General features: G+C 41.3%; 12 protein-coding genes, 3 tRNA genes and 1 other RNA gene. 8 read left to right on the forward strand and 8 right to left on the reverse strand.

The genetic code is table 11. The features are described from left to right. The first annotated feature begins 113 nt into the window (after positions 1-113). The gene (locus tag AQPE_RS03770; RefSeq protein WP_318349717.1) at positions 114-2,921 is read left to right on the forward strand and encodes a S9 family peptidase; all 2,808 of its coding nucleotides are present in this window, start codon (positions 114-116) and stop codon (positions 2,919-2,921) included. A gap of 262 nt (positions 2,922-3,183) precedes the next feature. On the opposite strand, the gene AQPE_RS03775 is transcribed toward AQPE_RS03770, so the two are convergent. The 7 genes from AQPE_RS03775 to ffs all read right to left on the reverse strand — a co-directional run bounded on the left by AQPE_RS03775 (position 3,184) and on the right by ffs (position 8,212). Continuing rightward, a complete protein-coding gene (locus tag AQPE_RS03775; protein WP_318349718.1) occupies positions 3,184-4,368 on the reverse strand; it encodes an AGE family epimerase/isomerase in 1,185 nt (394 codons plus the stop codon). Positions 4,369-4,444: 76 nt separating this feature from the next. After that, entirely contained in the window at positions 4,445-5,872 is a 1,428-nt protein-coding gene (locus tag AQPE_RS03780; RefSeq protein WP_318349719.1) for an MFS transporter, read from the reverse strand. Between the two features lie 102 nt (positions 5,873-5,974). Further along, on the reverse strand, positions 5,975-7,156 hold the full coding sequence (locus AQPE_RS03785; protein WP_318349720.1) for a glycoside hydrolase family 130 protein: 1,182 nt from the start codon (positions 7,154-7,156) through the stop codon (positions 5,975-5,977). Positions 7,157-7,686: 530 nt separating this feature from the next. Beyond that, a tRNA-Gly gene (locus AQPE_RS03790) sits at positions 7,687-7,759 on the reverse strand. Positions 7,760-7,841: 82 nt separating this feature from the next. Then, positions 7,842-7,924: transfer RNA gene (locus AQPE_RS03795), tRNA-Tyr, on the reverse strand. Between the two features lie 110 nt (positions 7,925-8,034). Beyond that, positions 8,035-8,108 (reverse strand) — tRNA-Thr (locus AQPE_RS03800). 5 nt (positions 8,109-8,113) lie between these two features. Beyond that, positions 8,114-8,212: signal recognition particle sRNA small type (gene ffs, locus AQPE_RS03805), an RNA gene on the reverse strand. A 212-nt stretch (positions 8,213-8,424) separates the two neighbouring features. Between ffs and AQPE_RS03810 the strand changes: the two genes are divergently transcribed. From AQPE_RS03810 to trhA, 3 genes are all read left to right on the forward strand, one after another. Then, a complete protein-coding gene (locus AQPE_RS03810) occupies positions 8,425-9,021 on the forward strand; it encodes a DUF4199 domain-containing protein (RefSeq protein ID WP_318349721.1) in 597 nt (198 codons plus the stop codon). 6 nt (positions 9,022-9,027) lie between these two features. Further along, positions 9,028-9,984: a glycosyltransferase family 2 protein gene (locus AQPE_RS03815; protein ID WP_318349722.1), complete on the forward strand. Its 957-nt coding sequence runs from the start codon at positions 9,028-9,030 to the stop codon at positions 9,982-9,984. Positions 9,985-10,132: 148 nt separating this feature from the next. Beyond that, entirely contained in the window at positions 10,133-10,789 is a 657-nt protein-coding gene (gene trhA, locus AQPE_RS03820; protein WP_318349723.1) for a PAQR family membrane homeostasis protein TrhA, read from the forward strand. An 8-nt stretch (positions 10,790-10,797) separates the two neighbouring features. Here trhA and AQPE_RS03825 read toward each other — a convergent pair whose 3' ends face one another. Continuing rightward, positions 10,798-11,670, reverse strand: coding sequence for a MerR family transcriptional regulator (locus tag AQPE_RS03825; RefSeq protein ID WP_318349724.1), 873 nt, complete (start codon positions 11,668-11,670; stop codon positions 10,798-10,800). Between the two features lie 287 nt (positions 11,671-11,957). Between AQPE_RS03825 and AQPE_RS03830 the strand changes: the two genes are divergently transcribed. The 4 genes from AQPE_RS03830 to AQPE_RS03845 all read left to right on the forward strand — a co-directional run bounded on the left by AQPE_RS03830 (position 11,958) and on the right by AQPE_RS03845 (position 18,275). Further along, positions 11,958-12,932: an isoaspartyl peptidase/L-asparaginase family protein gene (locus AQPE_RS03830; protein WP_318349725.1), complete on the forward strand. Its 975-nt coding sequence runs from the start codon at positions 11,958-11,960 to the stop codon at positions 12,930-12,932. Between the two features lie 87 nt (positions 12,933-13,019). Beyond that, positions 13,020-13,577: an RNA polymerase sigma factor gene (locus tag AQPE_RS03835; RefSeq protein ID WP_318349726.1), complete on the forward strand. Its 558-nt coding sequence runs from the start codon at positions 13,020-13,022 to the stop codon at positions 13,575-13,577. Between the two features lie 84 nt (positions 13,578-13,661). Further along, on the forward strand, positions 13,662-14,696 hold the full coding sequence (locus AQPE_RS03840; protein WP_318349727.1) for a FecR family protein: 1,035 nt from the start codon (positions 13,662-13,664) through the stop codon (positions 14,694-14,696). A 123-nt stretch (positions 14,697-14,819) separates the two neighbouring features. Then, a complete protein-coding gene (locus tag AQPE_RS03845; protein WP_318349728.1) occupies positions 14,820-18,275 on the forward strand; it encodes a TonB-dependent receptor in 3,456 nt (1,151 codons plus the stop codon). Positions 18,276-18,292: the final 17 nt, after the last annotated feature.

Consider the following 18,292-nt stretch of genomic DNA (forward strand, 5'->3'; position numbering starts at 1 on the left):
ATTTTCGTTTCTCCCTTAATGGTAAAACCCGCTTCGGCTGTTTTATAGATAGCTATTGCTATTTTAACAGCAAATCAAACATTATCTTTGAAAACAATAATGATATCCTCCATATGAAACGAGCCTGCTCTTTGCTTTTGATTTTTTCATTAAGCTTTCTGCCAATCCTGAATGCCCAGGTAACCAACAAAAAACCGCTTACTACCAACGATTTTGCGGCATGGAAAGTGATTAACAACCCTATTATTTCAAGCGATGGCAAGTATACGGCCTTCGAAATCAACCCACAAAAAGGCGATGGTAATTTAGTTTTGAAGACAATTGATTCGAAAAAAGAGGATCTGCTGGCAAGAGGCTATTCCGCTAGTTTTTCTCCTGAATCGGATTTTATCGTGTATAAAATCAAGCAACCGGCTGATTCGACAAGGAATGCCAAAAAGAAAAAAGTAAAGAAAGAGCTCATGCCAAAGGATAGTATTGGCATTTTGGTCTTTAAACATCATAAGGTTTATGCATTCCCGAATTTGAAGCAGTTTTCTCTCCCAAAAGAAAATGCCCAATGGGTTGCTTTTACTACTGACATGAAGAAGCCCAAAAAGGAAGGGGAAAAGAAGGGAAATGAGCCGAAAACAAAGAAAAATGATGATCAGGCTGATCAAAAAAGCCAGTTAGTTTTGTTTAATGCCGAAACGGGCGACACGGTTTGTTTCCAAAACATTAGCGAATATTATTATGCGCCGCTGGGACACAGCATAATGTTTATCCGCCAAACCAAAGACTCGCTCGACCGCGCTGAAGTTCTGACTTTTGATACCAAAACCCGCAAAACGAATGTGATTTTCGATCGTCTGGGAACAGCGAAAAAAATTGCTTCCGATCAACAAGGCGGAAAGCTGGGGTTCGTATTTTCTGCCGACACAACCAGAGAGAAAGCATATAGTTTGTACTACGGAACACTGACAACCGGCGAACCAAAAGCAGTTGTTTCACCCGATCAGTCGGGGCTTCCCCTGGGATGGTCTCCTAGCGAATTTGGCGATGTGTCGTTTTCGGATAATGGTCAACTGCTTTATTTTGGGACTAATCGCAAACCTAAGGCTGAGCCCAAAGATACGCTTCTGGAAGACGAAAAGCCTGTGCTTGACATCTGGAACTGGCAAGACAAAGAATTGCAGCCTGAACAAAAAATCAACCTCGAAAAAGAAAAAAAACGGAGCTACAAGGCGGTTTATCTGATCGATAAGGACAAATTTGTACAATTGGCTGATCCTGCAATACGAGATATTCGGACCATTCAAAAAGGAAACGGACATGTTGCTCTCGGAATCGACCAGTCGCCCTATAAACTGGCTTCATCATGGACTGGCAAGTCGAATGCAGATTATTACCTGGTGGATGTCGAAACAGGTACTAAACGGTTGATTGTTCAGGATAAATCGGTGGTTTCGCTCTCGCCGGGTGGCAACTTTATCGCCTGGTACGATCCTTCCGACTCGTGTTATTATTCACGTTCAACCAACATCAGTTCAGAGGAAGTCAACAAACTGACTAAACAAGTTCATGTTTCGTTTTGCGACGAACGCTGGGATATGCCAGGCGACCCCAATCCATATGGAATAGCTGGCTGGTCGGAAAACGATAAATCTGTTTTCATCTACGACCGATATGACATCTGGCGGATCGATCTGGAAGGAAGTAAAGTTCCGGTAAGTGCAACACACAACTATGGAAGAAAAAATTCGCTCCGGTTGAGGTACGAAAAACTTGATCCTGAAGAAGAATTTATTGATACCAGCAAACCAATTATCGTCAGTGCATTTGACGAACGCAATAAATCGGATGGTTTCTTTAATGCTGATTTGCGAAACTATACGGATCCGCGATTACTGATCATGGAAGATTTTCGTTTTGAAAACCTAAAAAAAGCAAAAAAGGCCGATGCCCTGATTTGGACCCGTGAAGATGTAAACGAATCACCGGCAGTATGGACTGCGCCTATGACTTTCGAGCGCAAGCATCAACTTTCGGATGCAAACCCACAGCAAAAGCAATTTGTTTGGCCTGGAGTAAGGTTAGTCCACTGGACTTCATTCTCCGGAAAGCAACTTGAAGGGCTTTTGTATTTTCCTGAAACCATCGATCCGGAGAAAAAATACCCGATGATCGTGTACTTTTACGAGCGGAATGCTGATAATCTGCACGTTTACACAGCACCGGCGCCAACTCGTTCAACCGTTAACCGCACCTATTTCACCAGCAACGATTACATCGTTTTTATTCCAGACATTACTTACGAGGAAGGGTATCCGGGACAGTCGGCATTTGATGCGATCGTAAGCGGAACTCAGTTTGTCAGCGACATGTTTCCGTTTATCGACCGCAAAAAAATTGGAATTCAGGGACAAAGCTGGGGTGGCTATCAAACGGCATGGCTAATTACACAAACCAACATGTTTGCTGCTGCAATGGCTGGCGCTCCGGTTAGCAACATGACCAGTGCTTATGGTGGAATCCGATGGGAATCAGGAATATCGCGAATGCATCAATACGAAAACTCTCAAAGCCGCATAGGTGGAACGTTATGGGACAAACCGTTGCAATACATCGAAAACTCGCCATTGTTTTATGTGCCAAAGATAAATACTCCGTTGCTGATTATGCATAATGATAACGACGGAGCTGTGCCTTGGTACCAAGGAATTGAGTTATTCACTGCCATGCGCCGCCTCAACAAACCTGTGTGGATGCTTACCTACAACAACGAAGAGCACAACCTGAAAGCGGAAAGCTGGGCCAACCGGATGGATTTAACAATCCGCATGAAACAGTTTTTTGATCATTACCTGAAAGATGAAACCATGCCTTCATGGATGCAATTTGGGATACCAGCCATCCAAAAAGGAAAAGAGTTGGGATACTAAAAGAGTTATGAGTTATAAATTATCATTGGTGTCCGGTTAAAAATCCGAGATTCTTCGCTTCGCTCAGAATGACAGCTATTTATAAGTGTATTGAGGAGGGTAGTGTAGGTTTGCGGCTTCGCCGCAAACCTACACTACCCTCCTCACACAACTCGTTGATTGTCATTTCGAACGAAGTGAGAAATCTCAGCTTAACATGTATTGAGAAGATTTTGCCATACAATAGTGAGAAATCAGTAGTGAGAAAACTTATAACTCGTAACTATCGTGACATTACTTCGAGGCACATACGGCTGTTGTGATAGGGACATTTCCAGAAACCAGCCTTATCGCCGTTACGGTTTGGTATTCCATCTTCTGAAATGCTCCAAAACCACTCCCCTCCTGCCCGATCAACCAGATTTTCAGAAATATACTTCCAGCATTTTTCTGCCTTTGCGAGCCATTCCGGATTACCTGTCAATTCATAAGCATTCAGAAAACCGACGACCGCTTCAGACTGCACCCACCAGTGCCGGTCGGTTTCCAAATGACCCTTATCCAGTTCGTACACCATACTTCCATCGGCACGCAATCCATCTTTACAGGCAGCCTCTGCCACTTTAATGCAAATTGGCTGAACTCTGGCCAGTAATACGGCGTCACCCAAAACCCTCGTGGCTTCATCAATCAACCACGAAGCTTCAATATCGTGACCATACGACACAATGGTAGATTTCGCATTCAGGTTTTCATCGAAAAACAAATCCAGGTGGTAAGTCTTTCCATTCACAATCTTTTCAATAAAAATCAGGATCAGGTTGCGCAATTGTTTCGCTAATTCTTCGTCTTTCCAAACCCTGTACAGATTTGTGTAGGCTTCCAGAATGTGCAAATGCGTGTTCATGGTTTTCTTCTCGTTCTCGTCTTTTTCGCTTAACCGCAAGTCTTCGAGCAAAACCCAGTCGCGGCTGTAAGCTTCAAAATAACCGTTTAACTCCGGATCGAAACTGCGCTTTTCAATGATCCGGAAAAGATCAATGGCCGTCTGAAGGCTCGATTCGTCACCAGAAGCGCGGTAATGTTCGGTAAACGCGTAGGTGAAAAATGCCTGCGAATAAATCTGCTTTTTGGTATCGACAGGCTTTCCATCATAGGAAACCATCCAATAGGTTCCGCCAAATTCCTGATCGAAAAAATGGTTCAGAATATAATCTTTCGCGCGGTTCGCCATTTCAAGATAAAGCGGGTTTTTCTCCTGAAGGTATGCCGATGAAAACGACCAAAGAATGCGTGCATTCAGGATTCCGCCTTTATCGGCTTCCGGAACAAGCTGCCCATTTCCTTTAATTTGCCCATAAAAGCCGCCATTTTTAGTATCGATCATTTTTTCGGACCAAAAAGGCAGGATATTTTGCGTCAACTCATCTCTAGCTTGCTGTTTGAGTTCTATAAATTTGTCTTTCATACTATTCTGATTTGCATTATGTTACCACCACAGATTATGCGGATTTCGACCGATTGAAATACGACATATAAAGTCCTCACTGTTTATTTCTTTTTAGATTAAGTTGTTCCGAATTTTCCTTTACTTTTTTATCTGAAAGTGGGTAGAACATCATACCAACAAAGGCAAGTACGCAACATGCCGCAGGCATTAAACTGATCATGATATGCTCTCCGAAAATGGTTTCTGAACTTTGTTGAATCGCATCAGGCATATAATGGAATACGGCCAGAATCCATCCACTCATGGCTGAGCCAAAAGCCCATCCCAATTTTTGCGACATCGACGAGGATGAGAAAATTAATCCTGTTGCACGGCGCCCGGTAAGTAATTCCTGATGATCAACAATATCGGCAAACATCGACCACAACAATGGCAAAACGTATCCGGCGAAAATGGAAATCAGAAACTGAAAAATCAGAATCCAGGTGATACTATTCGGAATGAAATAAAAGCCTGTACTTAATACTCCTGCAATTAACATCGCGATCATATAAGTTTTCCTCTTACCGTATTTTGCTGAAATTGAAGGGGCTGCCATTACTCCTATTAAGTTTGCCGCCTGACCAACAAGAAAATAAATTGTAGTCATATCCCAACCGGTTCCAGTCATCCGATAGTTCACTTTCACGTAATCTCTGAAAAAATAAATCGCAACACTGTCGCGGACAGCATTAAAAAGCAAGGCAGACAGGCCGGTTGCAACCAAAATCCACCAAGGTGCATTTTGAAATAAATCTTTCAAATCCTTCTTGATCGAAACATTTTCCTCGCTCTCAATTTGTACGACCCGTTCTTTTGTCCAACTGAAACACAACAGAAACAAGATCACGCAAATCATGCCTATTACTCCTACACCCATCACCCATCCTACCGGTGAAGTGCTTATTGAAGATTCAGCAGTCTGAGTGGCTTTGGAAAGATCTACCGTGCCAAATGTTTTGGAAAAAAAGTCGATGAGCGGTTGCAACAACATGAAGGTTACAAAACTGCCAATGAAAGCAAATGACATTCGGTAAGAAGAAAGTGAATTTCGTTCAGTAGGATCGGAAGAAATAGCTCCAAGTAATGATGCATATGGCACATTGATCATTGAATACACGATCATCATCAAAGAGTAAGTCACATAGGCGTAGATTAACTTTCCTGTTTGACCAAAATCAGGGGCGAAGAAAGTAAAAGCTCCCATTACGGCAAATGGAAGGGCGAACCATAATAGGTATGGGCGATATTTTCCATAGCGGCTTTTAGTGCGGTCGCTGATAATTCCAACAAAAACATCAAAGAACGAATTCCACAAACGTGCAACAAGGAACATCGTTCCAGCCGCGGCTGCCGTAATACCAAGGACATCGGTATAAAAAAACAAGGAATACATTCCGAAAATTTTCCAGAACATCGACGAAGCAGCGTCGCCAAATCCGTAACCAATTTTCTCTTTCAGACTGATTTTTTCAGTAGCCATTATATAAGTTTGTTTTTAGTTAGGTTTTCATTTACAACGTTACGAGTTTCGGGATACAAGTTATGAGTTAATTTACCCGAAACCGCATCTCGCATCCCGGAACTATTTCATTCTGAGTATCTCCAGATTTCTGGCAATCTGCACTTTCAGGGTTTCTACCGAAGCCGCAGAACGATAGCCATCGGCTGGAGAATTCAGGCAATAATCGACCAGCTTATCAACTGTTGATGTTGCCACATGCATGCGGGTATCCGAAGAGGCATAATAAAGAAATACCTTCCCGTCCTCATCGGCAATCCAACCATTGGTGAAAAGTACATTCGATACATCACCGATGCGTTCTTCGCCAATCGGCCCCATCAAATGACCTGCGGGTTCAGCAATCAGTTTTGACGGATCTTCAAGGGCAGTCATATAAAGGTAAATCACGTAACGCAATCCGGCAGCACAACCACGCACACCATGTGCCAGATGCAACCAGCCTTTATCGGTTTTAATCGGGTGCGGGCCTTCGCCGTTCTTCACCTCTTTTATGGTATGGTAGTAGCGAAAATTGATGATTTTTTCTTCCTTGATTTCAGCATTGGTCATGTCGTCAACCAGCGCCCAGCCAATGCCACCACCACTTCCGGCATCAATAAAACCATCTTGTGGGCGGGTGTATAAAGCATATTTCCCATCAACAAATTCGTTATGAAGCACCACATTGCGCTGCTGACTTTTGGTTTTCAGATCAGGTAGGCGCTCCCAGGTCAGCAAATCTTTGGTTCGTACAATTCCGGCAGCAGCAACTGCTGATGACAAATCGCCCGGCGCAGCATTCGGGTCTTTGCGTTCTGAGCAGAAAACGCCATAGATCCAACCGTCTTCATGAGCCGTTAAACGCATGTCGTAAACATTGGTGTCCGGAATGTCGGTTTCAGGAATAGTTACCGGATAATCCCAAAATCGGAAATTATCGATTCCATTGGGGCTTTCGGCAATCGCAAAAAACGATTTACGGTCGACACCTTCCACGCGAACCACCAGAATGTATTTGCCGTTCCATTTGATTGCTCCTGAATTCATGGTCGCATTCATGCCGATGCGCTCCATCAGGAAAGGATTGGTCTGCTTGTCCAAATCGTACCGCCAGATTACCGGAGTATGGGCAGCTGTTAGAATCGGATTTTTATATCGATCGAAAACACCATTGCCATTTTTAACCTTTTTGTTTTTAGCCGACAATAATTCTTCGTGCTTGTCGAGCAGCTTATGAACCTTCTTTTTAAAATTCGATGCCATGATTTAACTATTTTGAGTTTTGTCTAATCCATTCAACTGACAATTAGCATTACAAAATAAAAATAAATCGGATCGATAGGTTAATACTATTCGGATAAAATATGATACTATTCTGGCATTCCACTAAGTGTTGAGCTCGTTTATTCTTGGCTTAAGTTCAACAAATTCCACAAATACAACCAACACACAAATCAATTTAATGCTGATTTACAGAAACTTAAATAACCAAGCATGAGCAAACAGATAGGAATATCGGAAATTTGCCTCAAAAATTTCGCCATATACTATTCAAACTAAAACTCAATAATTCTGACAAAAGGAAAAGGATATAAAAACAGAAAAAGTATCCATTCCTGAACACTTTTTGAGCCGGGGACGAGACTTTCGGCCGGACAAGCCTTCTGGCGGGCAGAAAACCCTCACCCTTAGCGTTGAAGACTAATACCCGATTTCAATTAGTTGAATGGAGGAATCAATTGCAATGAGCCTGAAAACAAAAAAGCATCAGTAAACTGATGCTTTTTCTTTTGAGCGGGAGACGAGATTCAAACTCGCGACCCTTAGCTTGGAAGGCTAATGCTCTATCAGCTGAGCTACTCCCGCGATTGTGAAGATTAGAATTTTGAATCTTGAAGTTAGAATAATTCTAAAATTCGCGATTCTGCCATTCCAATATTCCTGATTGTGGGGAGAGCAGGATTCGAACCTACGAAGACGTACGTCATCTGAGTTACAGTCAGACCCAGTTGGCCACTTTGGTATCTCCCCAATACAATATTTGAATCTTGAATGTCAGAATATTAGAATATACTAACCGGTAGATTGGAACCCATTTCATTCTAATATTCAAGATTCTAACACTCCAACCTTCATTAATGAGCCGAATCACAGATTCGAACTGTGGACCCCGAGATTACAAATCACGTGCTCTGGCCAACTGAGCTAATTCGGCATAAAAGTGGGTAAGCTACCTGCATCGCACCGCTCAACCGTTTACCCTTGCTGCCTTCCGACCCTGGGGGAATTCAACAGGAGCTAGTCGTACAGGACTTACCCGGCGCAAAAGTATGAAAAAAAGCCTTGCCTCCAAATGAAATCAAGAGCTGCCTGTAATTTTTTTTTAATCGAACAAACTAATCCTTTAACGCTCAATCCGGTATTGATTCAAAAAAAATTAAACTTTTGTTTTTAAACTTTAAATTAGTCGCAAATAACAGTGCTATCGATAAAATCAAATATATTTGTTAATCACTAATCAAAAACGCACAATGGAAGAACAACAAACAACCAGGATGAAATTAACCATGACTTATGGGATTTATCTTGCCGGAATTAGTATCGTTACGTCACTGTTTATTTGGGCAACAAGTCTCATCGAACATATGGGACTATTTGGTTCTGCTCTTATCGGAGTGTTTCAATTTGTCCTTTTAGCCTTTCTTTTAGTTTATTTCACTAAAAAATATCGAGATACGCTGTTTGATGGGAAAATTACATTTGGGCAAGCATTCACATTTGGTGTATTACTTGTTGTTTTTAGTTCTGTTATAAGTGCCCTCTATAGTTATATTCTTAATAAATACATCGACCCTGATTATATGCACCGGGTAATGACGATGATTCAGGATAAAACCTACCAGATGTTATCCAATCAAGGTTTATCTCAGGAGCAGATTGATTCGGCTATGGTAAAATTTGAGCAAAAAGGGATTCCATCTCCAATGGAAACTTTGGTTTCAAGCCTTCAGGGTGGAATTATTGGTGGAGCGATTATGTCGTTGATTAGTTCGGCCATTGTTAAAAAGAATGTGAAAGGTGAAGATGCTTTTGACGAAGCAATGGAAGACGTAAAAACAGAAGAATAGAAAATAATGGATATTTCCGTAGTTGTACCACTTTTTAATGAAGTAGAATCACTTCCTGAATTAACGTCGTGGATTGACCGCGTGATGGAAGCCAACCGCTTTTCGTACGAGATTATTTTAATTGACGATGGCAGTACCGACGGTTCATGGGAACTTATTGAACAGCTTTGCTTGCAAAACACATGCATCAAAGGAATAAAATTCAGGAGAAACTACGGAAAATCAGCCGGTTTGTATTGCGGATTTGAACAAGCTGAAGGCCATGTAGTGATTACCATGGACGCCGACCTTCAGGACAGTCCGGAAGAGATTCCGGAACTTTACCGCATGATTACTGAAGAAAAGTACGACATGGTATCGGGGTGGAAGAAAAAACGCTACGACCCCATTTTTTCGAAAAATCTTCCGAGTAAATTCTACAATTGGACGGCACGCCGGATGACCGGTATCAAACTTCACGATTTCAATTGCGGACTAAAAGCCTACCGTAAACAAGTGGTTAAAAGCATTGAAGTGTACGGCGACATGCACAGGTATATCCCTGTATTGGCTAAATGGGCCGGCTTTAAACGAATTGGTGAAAAGGTTGTTCAACATCAGGAACGCAAATTTGGAGTCACCAAATTTGGTATGGAGCGCTTTATTCGCGGCCCGCTCGATTTACTTTCGGTCATTTTTATTTCGAAGTTCAGCAAACGCCCGATGCACTTTTTTGGTGTATTTGGCACATTGATGTTTATCCTTGGTTTGGCCGCTGCTATTTGGGAAGGTTCACAAAAAATTATCCTTACCCTACATAACCAACGGGCTCCAAGGATTACCGAAAGCCCCTATTTTTATCTGGCGCTAACCGCCATGATAATCGGGACACAACTATTTCTGGCCGGATTTTTAGCCGAACTGAATGTTCGGAATTCTACTGATCGGAATTCGTACCTCATTGATAAAAGGACAAACGTCTGATAAAAGTTATGAGTTGTTGATAACGTAAAATGACTAACAATTACGTCATCCATTTTCAAATGAACAAATTTCCAATTAACCATTTGGTAACAGCTTTTTCGGAACAAAACAGTTGGCTTGTCGTTTATCTTGAACAACAATCTTTAAAATGAATACACAGTCAACAGAACCATATAGGCGGCAGCTCAGCACAGGCGAAGAAATCGTAAACAGCATCACCCACGGAATCGGGGCATTACTAAGCATTGTAGCATTAATTATATTAATTATTGTTGCAGGAAGATCGGGTGATATCTGGCATTTGGTTAGTTTTTCGATTTATGGGAGCACGCTTATCCTACTTTATTTATCATCAACGCTTTACCACAGTTTTTCGAGCCCGAAATTAAAGAACCTCTTTGCACGATTCGATCACATTTCTATCTTTTTACTAATTGCAGGAACCTATACCCCCATCTTACTCACTTCGCTGCGAGGTGTCTGGGGATGGACTTTATTCGGGATAATATGGACTGTTGCATTGGTTGGCGCCATAATCCGATCGATTTACGTTCACCGCTTCCGGAAATTGATGGTAGCCATTTACCTGATCATGGGTTGGATGTTTGTTCTGGCTGGCAATCAAATCTATCAGAAGTTGCCATCGATTAGTTTAACCTTCCTGATTTTGGGCGGTATCGCTTATTCGATTGGAGTCGTTTTCTATATGTGGAGAAAATTTCCGTACAGTCATGGAATCTGGCATTTATTTGTTTTAGCCGGCAGTATATTGCACTTTTTTGCGATCTATTTCATCATTCAATAGTCGAAAAGCTATCCAGAGATTCTCTTGATAAAATCGTTACTATTTTTAACAACCAACACATTTGAAGGAAGTTTCGGTTTATGAATAGCGATTTGACGGCCAGCTATTAAAATTTTATCCTGATTAAATACCAGCGATAAATTAGCCAGATACAACTCCAATTCGGGCTTTTCAATAGCATGAACAAATGAAGTACAGACAAAATCATATTTATTCGCTGTCAGCAGGTTTGCTAAGTCTTCGAATGGCAGGCTTTGTCCGAGGTAAACACACCGGAATCCTGCTTGCGCTGCCAGAAAATTGAAGTACAATAATCCAAGCTCATGCCATTCATTTTCCCGAAGAAAGAACAATGCTGATTTCGATGCTTCCTTGTTTACTAATTTGGCAGTTTCACCAATCAGGCGGTTACGTATTAGATTTGAAACGAAATGTTCGTGTGCGGTAAATATCGAACCAGCTTGCCACAAAATTCCAATCCTTTCAAAAAAAGGAAAAATTACTTGCTGAATCGTCTTTGAAAAACCAAACTCCCCAATTATTTTATCAACCATCGCCTCAAAGCCAAAGGTATCGAGATTAACCGTATGAAACAGTAACTGGTCGATGTCTTTATCCGGGTCGTTTGCATTCCGGTTTATTCGAATAACCTCATCCTGAAGCTTCTGCTCATCAAATGTGGCAACACTCGAGATTTTATATCCGTTCTTCACCAACATAGCCACATTCAAAATCCGCCTGACATCATTGTCCGAATACGACCTGATATTGGTATCTGTCCGGTTGGGATCGAGCAACGCATATCGCTTTTCCCAAATACGAATGGTGTGAGCTTTTATTCCAGATAAATGTTCCAAATCTTTTATTGAATAAACTGTCATAATTCAAATTTAATAAGCCTTCCTTAAAATCATCTTCACATAAAACAGGCAATCCACCATTTTGTTTTAAGTTTTAATTGAATTCATAAACAAAAGTATTAACAAAGCCAGTTAATCGCTAATTTCAACTTAGCTGAGCGTCATCCCAAGAGGAAACCCATTATTCTATCGCAATGGGGTAAGGACAGGAATGATGAAACTACTAACTTAAAGCAGCAATCCAATTTCAGCGATTTTGTTTAGCTTTGAAACAGCATAAAATAAATGGATCCTAAACAGTTTGAAACATGAAATATCTGACTATTTGCTTCATCTTATTCTTTTCAACATCAATCATTTGGGCTCAGACTACTACAAAATACGCCATGGTCATTCATGGAGGAGCAGGTGTAATGGATCAGAAAAGCATGACTCCTGAAATTCAGTCCATGTATCTCAACGTATTAAATCGGGTTCTTTCGGTTGGTGATTCGGTACTTTCGCATGGAGGAACGAGCATGGATGCAGTTGAAAAAGCGATTGTAATCATGGAAGACTCGCCACTTTTTAATGCAGGCAAAGGAGCTGTCTTCACGCATGATAGTCTGGTTGAACTGGACGCCTCTGTGATGGAAGGCCAATCGCTAAAAGCCGGTGCAATTGCGGCTGTTCGGGACATAAAAAATCCGATCAGCGTGGCTCGTGCCGTGATGGAAAAGTCGGAACACGTGCTGCTCAATGGATTGGGAGCATCGCAATTCGCCAAAGAGCAGGGTTTTGAGCCGGTTGACAACAGCTATTTCTACACAGAAAAACGGCGGAAATCGCTTCAGGAGTTATTGAAACAGGAACGGAAAGCAACAACAAACGATAAACACGGAACGGTTGGTTGCGTGGCACTCGACAGCTATGGAAACATTGCCGCCGGAACCTCGACAGGTGGGATGACGAATAAAAAATACGGCCGCATCGGCGACTCGCCCATCATTGGCGCCGGAACATACGCCAACAATGAAACCGGTGGCTTTTCGTGTACCGGCCATGGCGAATATTACATCAGGCTGGGATTTTCCAGGGATATTTCAGCGTTGATGGAGTACAAAAAATTGTCGGTTCAGGAAGCTTGCCGGGAAGAAGTAGGCAAACTAACCAAGCTTGGAGGCACTGGCGGTGTGATTGGACTCGACAAAAATGGAAACATTGCCATGGAATTTAACACCGAAGGAATGTTTCGTGGTTATATTAAATCGGGCGGGGAAAAGGGAGTGGCCATTTTTAAATAGTGATAAAGCAGAACTTTATTTACTTTTGCCCAACCTAATTTAACTGCTGCCTACTTGAAAACGGACAACCTAAAAACGGAACAAGAGATGATAGCCTTATTACAAAAAGGCTCCATTGTTGCTTTTGAAGGTTTGTTTGAGCAATACAGTCAGAAATTATATCACTTTTCGTTTTCATACCTGAAATCTGAATCAGAATCGGAGGATGTAGTCCAGGAGGTTTTCCTTAAAATATGGGAAAACCGCGCGGGCCTGAAAACAGGAACATCGTTTCAATCCTACCTGTTTACCATCGCATTTAATTCGATCCGTAAAAACTTCAACAAAAAAGCCCGACAGAATCAGTTTCGGGTCGATTTGTTCGATTTTCTTTCGATCGACAACTCATCGATAGAGAATCATCCTGATTATGAGACTCTTTTATCGAAATTAGACTTGCTGATTGATCAAATGCCTGCCCGAAGAAAAGAGATTTTTCTATATCGTAAAAAAGAAGGAAAATCGGTGAGAGACATTGCCAGCAACATGAGCATCTCTCCAAAAACAGTTGAAAATCAAATCACTGAAGCGATGAATTACCTAAAGAAAGAATTCGACAAAGACCGCATTTCGGAAATGTTGTTTTTTTACATCTTTTTGGAGTAAAAAGATTCATTTCCGGATGGGGGTTTTTCTCATTTCAGGATATAACGGTTACACAATACCAATCAATGTGTGCGACCGACTGATATGAATGAAAAAATCGATTATAAAATTCTGAAAAAATTTGCCTTAGGGAAATACTCTTTAAACGATTTCAAGCAGGTAACCAACTGGTTTGAGGAACCAAACAATGAAACTGAATTAAAAAACGCTATCCAACAACATTGGGATGAGTTTTCCGAAGAAACTTCAGAAAACAAGAAAGATCTCAATTCAGTTCTTGACCAACTCAAACAAAAAATTATCGAACAAAAAACGGTAGTAAATTTCCGGATAAGAATACAACGTGTTTACACCCGGGCAGCTGCAATCCTGCTTCTTCCGCTCCTGCTTTATTCCATCTATTCCGCATTCTTTAATACCCAGGCAACCGAAATGGCCGCCTCTATCGAAATTGTTTCACCGCACGGAGCCCGCACAAAATTTCAGCTTCCCGATGGAACTCAAGGTTGGCTTAACAGTGGATCGAAATTAAAATACACCAATACTTTTCTGACCAAACGAAATATCGATCTGGTTGGTGAAGCCTGGTTTGAAGTGACACACAATACAAGTAAGCCATTTGTTGTGCACACCAAGGTACTCGATGTTCAGGTTTTGGGTACCAAATTTAATGTAACTGCATATCCTGAAGAAAATGTGACTGAAGTCGTTTTACAGGAAGGCAAAGTAAACGTGAATGGTTTTAAAGATTTATACAAGGTTGCCATGAAGCCCGACGAAAAGTTCACGTACGACAAAAACTCACAATCAGGATCAATTCAGGAAGTTAAAGCCAGTCAGTTTAGCGCATGGAAAGATGGACTTTTGGTTTTCAGAAACGAACCTTTGTCAGAAGTATTAAAGCGGGTCAGCCGATGGTACAATGTTGATATTTTGCTGAACGATCCGGACTTGGAGAATTTAAAATACAGGGCAACCTTTCAGGAAGAACAGGTAGAAGAAGTGATCCGACTTATATCACTCACTGTACCAATCGAGTATTCGTTCACCAACAGGGAGATTGATAACGATGGTGTTTTCAAGAAAAGAACGATAACCATACGCAAAAAACATAGCTAATTTGGGATAAAAACGAACTAAACAATAAGCAAAAAAAATCAGGAAAGTATTGCGAGTACTTTCCTGACAAAGATGCAGCGAATAAAACCGTTAAATTTTAATTAACACTACAAATGTAAAACTATGAAAAAAATTCGAGAACCATGGGTATGGGACAGCTATACCCTCAAAAAATGCCTGACCATTATGAAATTAAGTGTATTTCTATTTTTCCTAAGTATCATTCAGGTTTTAGCAATCGACAGCTACTCTCAACAAACCCGATTGTCACTAAAATTCAATAAAGCTAGCCTGGAACGTGTTCTGGATGAGATTGAGAACAAAAGTGAATTCTATTTCCTTTACAATCAAGACATTGTCAACACAAAAAAAGTGGTTGATCTGGATGTAAAAGAAGAAAAAATTGAAGAGGTATTAAATACCCTATTTGTTGGAACAAACATTAAATACACCATTAGCGACCGCCAGATTGTTTTAACTAACTCTGAAAATCAATCAGGTTTGAACCGTACATCGGTACAGCAAAAATCAGTCACTGGTAAAGTAACTGATTCGACTGGTGCACCTCTTCCCGGCGTCTCGGTGGTCGTAAAAGGCACAACCACCGGAACGATTACCGATTCCGATGGAAATTTCACATTAAGCAATCTTTCTGGAAACGCGACCTTGCAGTTCTCATTTGTGGGAATGAAAATGCAGGAAATTTCAATTGGGAATAAGACTTCGCTATCTGTAGTATTGGAAGATGAGACAGTTGGAATTGATGAAGTTGTTGCCATTGGCTATGGAACCGTTCGAAAAAAAGACTTGACAGGTGCTGTTTCTTCAATTGGCACAAAAACAATTAAAGATCTTCCAATATCACATCCAAGTCAAGCCTTGCAAGGACAAATTGCAGGAGTTGATGTTAAGCAATCGTCAGCAACTCCCGGAGGTGGAACAGTAATCCGGGTTCGTGGTGCAGGCTCTATTTCGGCATCAAGCTCACCACTATATGTAGTCGATGGGTATCCGCTCGGCGACCAAAATTTAAATGCAGTAAACCCAAATGACATTGAATCTATTGAGATATTGAAAGACGCATCAGCTGCCGCAATTTACGGTTCAAGAGGGGCTAACGGAGTGGTACTTATCACTACAAAATCCGGAAAATCAGGGAAACTAAATATCAACCTTGATACGTACGCCGGTATTCAGCAAGTGAGTAAGAAAATGGACGTGCTTAACCGCGATCAATTTATTGAATACTCGAAAGAGGCTTTTAATACGAACTATATCAGCAAAGTTGCCGGTGCAAAAGCTAGCGACCCATTAAGCGTAAGGCCAAGTGCAAACCGTTATAAATATCCTGAAGTTTTTGACACCAATCCTTCAGGGCTACCCGATACTGATTGGCAAGATGAAATATTCAGAAGTGCACCGGTTCAGAACTATCAGCTTTCTCTTTCTGGAGGCGATGCAAAAACTCAATACATGTTCTCTGGCGGATATTACAGCCAAGATGGAATTGTGATTAATACCGACTATGAACGGTATAATGCTAGAGCAAAAGTTGATTCAAAACTAACTGATTTTCTGAAGATTGGAATTAACCTCACCTCCTATTACAGCCAGGAAAACAGGCTTAATGAAGGACATTGGGCCAGCGATGGTGTCGTTCTTGCGGCATTAGCTACATCTCCTTTAGTTCCTGTATATAACTCTGATGGAACTTATGGGTCACAGGCTGCTTATGCAGTTCAAAGCGACGGATTAACAGGTGTCACTAATGCTGTTGCCAACTCAACCATCAAGAATTACTACACAACGGCACGCGTTCTGGCAAATATGTATGCAGAAATCGACCTTTACAAAGGGTTGAAATTTAAAACTACAATTGGTGGCGACATTGTAAATGTACGCAGATCCAATTTCAGACCATCAACCGTTCCTGCCAATGGTGTAGTTGCTCCTCTGCCATCGACATACAGAAGCGGAATTGCCAGCACCAACCAAAATTTCAACTGGCTGAATGAAAACACATTAAACTACAGCACCAAGTTTGGCAGCAAACATGCGCTTGATGCAGTAGCTGGCTTTACTGTGCAGAAAAACATTTGGGATTCGAATGAAGCATCGGGGTCGGACTTCCCTGATGACATCATTCAAACCATCGGAGTTGCGAAAGTAAAAACAGGAACATCCGACAGAAGCGAATGGTCGATGGTATCTTATTTGGGTAGGGTAAACTATCGCTATATGGATAAATATTATTTAACCGCGTCTATTCGTTCTGACGGCTCTTCCCGTTTTGGCAAGAACAAAAAATATGGTTACTTCCCTTCTGCTTCAATTGCATGGCGTGCTTCTGAAGAAGAATTTATGAAAAACATCAGGTGGATCAAAAACCTGAAAGTACGCTCAAGCTACGGGTTAACCGGGAACAATTCAATGTCGGGAGGAAACTATGCTTCCATTGGATTAGTCTCTACCGATAACTATGTATTTGGTAGTGGAGTCGGCACTGTTGTAAGTGGATCTTCTCAATCGACCATTCAAAATGATAATTTAAGTTGGGAAAAAACGAAACAATTTGACTTTGGGCTTGAATTTAACATTCTGAGCGACAAGATTTTCTTTACTGCCGATTATTATAACCGACTCACTACCGATTTGCTCCTTCAGGTTGATGTACCAGCAATTACCGGTTATACTACAGCATGGCAAAACATTGGGGAAATGAGGAATACTGGGTTAGAGTTCAGTGTTAACGCAAGAGTTATTTCAGGAGCTAAATTTAAATGGAATTCTAATTTCAATATCTCATTTAATAAAAATAAAGTTTTGGCGTTGGGGCCACAGGGCGACCCAATCCGCAGCAACGGTGGTGTTGGTGACACACACATTACCATGATTGGCGAACCAATCGGTAATTTTTATGGATACAAGCAAATTGGAGTTTACATGAATGCGGACGACCTGGCAAATAATCCCAAAGAGGGAACATCAAAAATGGGCGATGTTAAATACCTCGATGTTTCTGGCAATGGAGTGATTGATGCCAACGACCGTACGATAATTGGCAATAACAATCCTGATTTTACTTACGGATTCAACAACACCTTCACCTGTAAGAATTTTGATCTGGCGATTATGGTTTACGGATCGCAAGGCGCGGAAATTTTACATCTGGCCAAACGATTCTATGAAAACATGGAAGGCAACCAACAGCAATTAACTACAGTGCTTAACAGGTGGAGATCAGAGGCTGATCCCGGAAACGGAATAATTCCCCGTGCAAACTCGTTAACAACCGGATTAAATAATGCTGTATCGTCACGATGGGTTGAAGATGGTTCATTCCTGAAAATATCGAACATAACCTTAGGTTATAACCTTCCCGAAAATTTCGCAAAACGGATAAAAATGCAAGCTGCCAGAATTTATCTGTCGGGACAAAATCTCTATACTTTCACAAAATATAGCGGGTATAATCCTGAAGTTAGTTTTACAGGCGACAATGTATTGGCTCCGGGAAGCGATTACGGTGGTTATCCAACAGCAAGAATTGTAAGTGTTGGATTTAACCTGACTTTCTAATAACCGATATAAAAAAC

The sequence above is a fragment of the Aquipluma nitroreducens genome, assembly GCF_009689585.1.
Classification (GTDB): domain Bacteria; phylum Bacteroidota; class Bacteroidia; order Bacteroidales; family Prolixibacteraceae; genus Aquipluma; species Aquipluma nitroreducens.